A 4,418-nucleotide genomic window follows, 5' to 3' on the forward strand; every position below is an offset into this window, starting at 1 on the left:
CCACCGCGGACCGGCCAGGAGGCACGACCCGCCACCGCGTCCGCCTGACCGCGGACCGGCCGGGAGGCGCGACCCGCCCCCGCCACGCACCGCACGACCGCCGACATCCCAGCAGGACGACATGACCGACGCGACCCCGCCCGCCAAGACCGACGCCACCAACACCGGCGCCCTCTGGGGCGGCCGCTTCGCGGACGGCCCGAGCGCCGAGCTCGCCGCCCTCTCCAAGTCGACGCACTTCGACTGGCAGCTCGCGCCCTACGACATCGCCGGCTCCCGCGCGCACGCGCGCGCGCTCAACGCTGCCGGATACCTGACCGAGGACGAGCTGGAGCGGATGCTCGCGGGGCTCGATCGGCTGGCCGACGCCCACGCCACCGGCGAGTTGCAGCCGGACGACTCCGACGAGGACGTCCACGGTGCCCTCGAACGCCTGCTCATCGCCGACGTCGGACCCGAGCTCGGCGGCAAGCTCCGCGCCGGCCGGAGCCGCAACGACCAGATCGCCACGCTCGGCCGCATGCACATGCTCGACCACGCGCGGCGCATCGGGCACCTCGTCATCGACCTCGTGGACGCGCTCAGCCAGCAGGCGAACGAGCACCCCGGCGCGATCATGCCGGGCCGTACGCACCTGCAGCACGCGCAGCCCGTGCTCCTCGCACACCACCTGCTCGCCCACGCGTGGCCGCTCGTGCGCGACCTCGAGCGCCTCCGCGACTGGTCGACCCGCGCGAGCGTCAGCCCGTACGGTGCCGGTGCCCTCGCCGGCAGCTCGCTCGGGCTCGACCCGACGGCGATCGCCCTCGAGCTCGGCTTCGCCCGGCCCGCGGACAACTCGATCGACGCGACCGCCGGCCGTGACGTGGTGGCGGAGTTCGCCTTCGTCCTCGCGCAGATCGGCATCGACGTCTCGCGCCTCGCGGAGGAGGTCATCCTCTGGAACACGAAGGAGTTCGGCTTCGTCCGGCTCCACGACGCGTTCTCCACGGGGTCGAGCATCATGCCGCAGAAGAAGAACCCGGACATCGCCGAACTCGCCCGTGGCAAGTCCGGTCGACTGCTCGGCAACCTCACCGGCCTCCTCGCGACCTTCAAGGGCCTGCCCCTGGCGTACAACCGCGACCTGCAGGAGGACAAGGAGCCCGTCTTCGACTCGGTCGAGCAGCTCGAGGTCCTGCTGCCGGCCTTCACGGGCATGGTCGCGACGCTGACGTTCGACACCGAGCGCATGGCCGAGCTCGCGCCGCAGGGCTTCTCACTCGCGACCGACGTGGCCGAGTGGCTCGTCCGCCAGGGCGTGCCCTTCCGCGACGCCCACGAGGTCTCCGGTGCTCTCGTCCGCCACTGCGAGGAGCGCGGCATCGAGCTCGACGACCCGACCGACGACGAGTACCGCGCGGTGTCCGAGCACCTCACGCCGGAAGTGCGTTCGGTCCTCACGATCGAGGGCAGTGTGGCATCTCGCTCCGGTGCCGGCGGGACCGCTCCCGACCGCGTCGCCGAGCAGCTGACCTCCCTGACGCAGCGCGTCCGCGAGCTGGCGGAGGGCGCGCCCTTCACGCGATGACGGACGCGATGACGGACGCGATCCGGCGGCTCTTGGCGGAGCCGGCGCCCGTGTCCGCGCCGGCACTCCTCGGCGCGACCATCACCGGGCGCGGCGTCAGCATCCGGATCACCGAGGTCGAGGCCTACCACGGGCCCACCGATCCCGGCTCGCACGGACACCGGGGCATGACCGAGCGCAACCGCCACCTGTTCGGTCCGCCGGGAACGCTCTACGCCTACCGCTCGTACGGCATCCACACCTGCGTCAACGTCGTGAGCGGCCCCGAGGGCGTCTCGGCCGGGACGCTCCTGCGCGGCGGTGAGGTCGTCGACGGGCTGGCCACCGCGCGCCATCGTCGCGGCCCCCGACCCGCGGACGTCGCGCTCGCCCGCGGACCGGGGAACATCGGTGTGGCTCTGGGCGCCGCGCTCGGCACCGACGACGGCACGTCGCTCCTCGACGGGTCCGGCCCGTTCGTGCTCACCCTGGCACCCGGCCTGGAGGCACGGCTCGCTTCCGCCTCGCCGGCCGCGGTCGTCGAGGAACTCCTCGCCGAGACCGGCGTGGACGACGTCCCGCGCATCTCGCGCGGACCGCGCACCGGCGTCGGCGGCATCGCCGGCGGCGCGGGGTTCCCCTGGCGGTTCTGGCTGACCGGCGACCCGACGGTCTCGACGTACCGACGGCACAAGGGTGCCCTGGACTAGCGGGGGCGACCCGCGCCTCCCGGCCGCTACGATTGCCTGGTGTCCAGTGATACCGCGCTCGATGTCCTGACGCGCCAGCAGAACGATCCCACCTTCGCCTCGGTGTGGGACGAACTGCGCTGGCGTGGTCTGGTGCACGTCTCGACCGACGAGACCGCACTCAAGGAGGCCCTCGACGGCGAGCCGATCACGTACTACTGCGGCTTCGACCCGACCGCGCCGTCCTTGCACTGCGGCAACCTGCTGCAGCTGCTGACCCTGCGGCGGATCCAGCTCGCCGGGCACAAGCCCCTCGCGCTCGTGGGCGGTTCGACCGGGTTGATCGGGGACCCGCGGCCGACGGCCGAGCGCACGCTGAACACGCCCGAGACCGTCGCCGACTGGGTCGACCGGCTCCGCGCGCAGGTGTCGAGGTTCCTCAGCCCGGACGGCGAGAACGGCGTCCGGCTCGTGAACAACCTCGACTGGACGGCACCGCTGTCCGCGATCGACTTCCTCCGCGACATCGGCAAGTACTTCCGAGTCAACTCGATGCTCAAGAAGGACGCGGTCGCTGCGCGGCTCAACTCCGATGCCGGCATCAGCTACACCGAGTTCAGCTACCAGATCCTGCAGGGCCTCGACTACCGCGAGCTCTTCCTGCAGTACGGGTGCACGCTGCAGACGGGTGGCTCCGACCAGTGGGGCAACCTGACCTCGGGGACGGAGCTCATCCGTCGCACCGAGGGGGCGTCCGTGCACGCGCTCGGGACCCCGCTGATCGTGAACTCCGACGGCACGAAGTTCGGCAAGAGCGAGGGCAACGCGATCTGGCTCGATGCGGACATGACGTCGCCCTACGCGTTCTACCAGTTCTGGCTCAACACCTCGGACGCCGACGTGGTCGAGCGGTTGCGGCAGTTCACGTTCCTGACGCGCGCCGAGATCGAGCGGTTGGAGCAGGCCGTCGCGGACGAACCCTTCCGACGTGAGGCCCAGCGGACCCTCGCGTTCGAGGTCACGGCGGTGGTCCACGGGGTCGAGGCCACGCAGGCCGCGATCGACGCGGCGGCGGCACTGTTCGGCAACGGAGACCTGACGAGCCTCGACGAGCGGACCCTCCGGTCGGCGATCGCCGAGCTGTCGGGCTCCGCGACGCTGCCCGGCGACGCCGACGTGGCGAAGGCGCTCGTCGAGACCGGACTCGTGAAGTCGCTCGGGGAGGCCCGTCGTGCGGTCGACCAGGGCGGCGTGTCCGTGAACAACGTCCGGGTCGAGGACGCGGCCGCACGGCTGTCGGACCTCGCACTGCCCGGGGGAGTGGTCGTCCTCCGCCGCGGGAAGAAGACGCTCGCCGGCGTGACGCTGGCCTGATCGAGCTCGCTCGTCGACGCCCGGTTCCCCTGTGGGAGCCGGGCGTCGCTGCGTTCCGGGAGCCTGTGTTGCAGAACGCGACACGCCCGGGAAGTGCAGTGGGTTGGCGCTCCCCCCGGTCCGCACGTAGAGTTCTTACTCGTCACCCCAAAGGTGCGGCGGAGCGGCTGGAGCGAGAGCCCAGAGCCTGCCGGCCTCAAGCGGGACCATCCTCCACTGAAGTTCCGAACCGGCCTTGCGCTGGATCGCTTCGACGCCTAGGATGACTACTCCACCGGTTCTCTCCCGATCAGGGATGAGCCACTGGGCCATCTGGTCCGACGCAGGTCATACGGCCTGACTGGTGGTCAAGCCAAGAACGAAAGCCTCTCTGGCGGAACCTCGTGTTCGGGGTCGAGTGGGGAGTGCGTCTGGTCCTTGAGAACTCAACAGCGTGCACATTGTCAATGCCAATTTATTGACCCCGTGGCTCATCTGATGGTGAGTCCGGAGACAATTCCTTTTGGATAGACAGAATTGTCAGTTGACAGTTCTTTTTGTCAGTATCAACTCGCTGACACTTCGGTGTTGGTTGTAATTTTTTACGGAGAGTTTGATCCTGGCTCAGGACGAACGCTGGCGGCGTGCTTAACACATGCAAGTCGAACGATGAAGCCCAGCTTGCTGGGTGGATTAGTGGCGAACGGGTGAGTAACACGTGAGTAACCTGCCCCTGACTCTGGGATAAGCGTTGGAAACGACGTCTATTACTGGATATGACTACTGGTCGCATGGCCTGGTGGTGGAAAAAATTTTTTGGTTGGGGA

Annotated in this window: 3 protein-coding genes and 1 rRNA gene; all 4 read left to right on the forward strand. The window is 69.3% G+C overall.

Annotation, left to right across the window (positions count from 1 at the left end; all coding sequences use genetic code 11):
* The first annotated feature begins 121 nt into the window (after positions 1–121).
* Positions 122–1,570 (forward strand): argininosuccinate lyase, encoded by a 1,449-nt coding sequence (gene argH, locus I59_RS08640; protein WP_022903530.1) that lies wholly within the window; start codon positions 122–124, stop codon positions 1,568–1,570.
* Between the two features lie 8 nt (positions 1,571–1,578).
* Positions 1,579–2,259 (forward strand): DNA-3-methyladenine glycosylase, encoded by a 681-nt coding sequence (locus tag I59_RS08645; RefSeq protein ID WP_031273419.1) that lies wholly within the window; start codon positions 1,579–1,581, stop codon positions 2,257–2,259.
* Between the two features lie 39 nt (positions 2,260–2,298).
* Positions 2,299–3,612 carry a tyrosine--tRNA ligase gene (tyrS, locus tag I59_RS08650; protein WP_022903532.1) on the forward strand — a complete coding sequence of 438 codons (1,314 nt, stop codon included), beginning with the start codon at positions 2,299–2,301 and terminating at the stop codon, positions 3,610–3,612.
* Positions 3,613–4,192: 580 nt separating this feature from the next.
* A 16S ribosomal RNA gene (locus I59_RS08655) occupies positions 4,193–4,418 on the forward strand; the annotation flags it as partial.

Source organism: Curtobacterium sp. B8 (genome assembly GCF_000333315.1).
GTDB lineage: Bacteria > Actinomycetota > Actinomycetes > Actinomycetales > Microbacteriaceae > Curtobacterium > Curtobacterium luteum.

What these genes read in the sequence shown, in the direction of transcription:
- argH (WP_022903530.1), top strand. Translation starts at nt 122, where the DNA reads ATGACCGACGCGACCCCGCCCGCCAAGACCGACGCCACCAACACCGGC.
- I59_RS08645 (WP_031273419.1), top strand. Translation starts at nt 1,579, where the DNA reads ATGACGGACGCGATCCGGCGGCTCTTGGCGGAGCCGGCGCCCGTGTCC.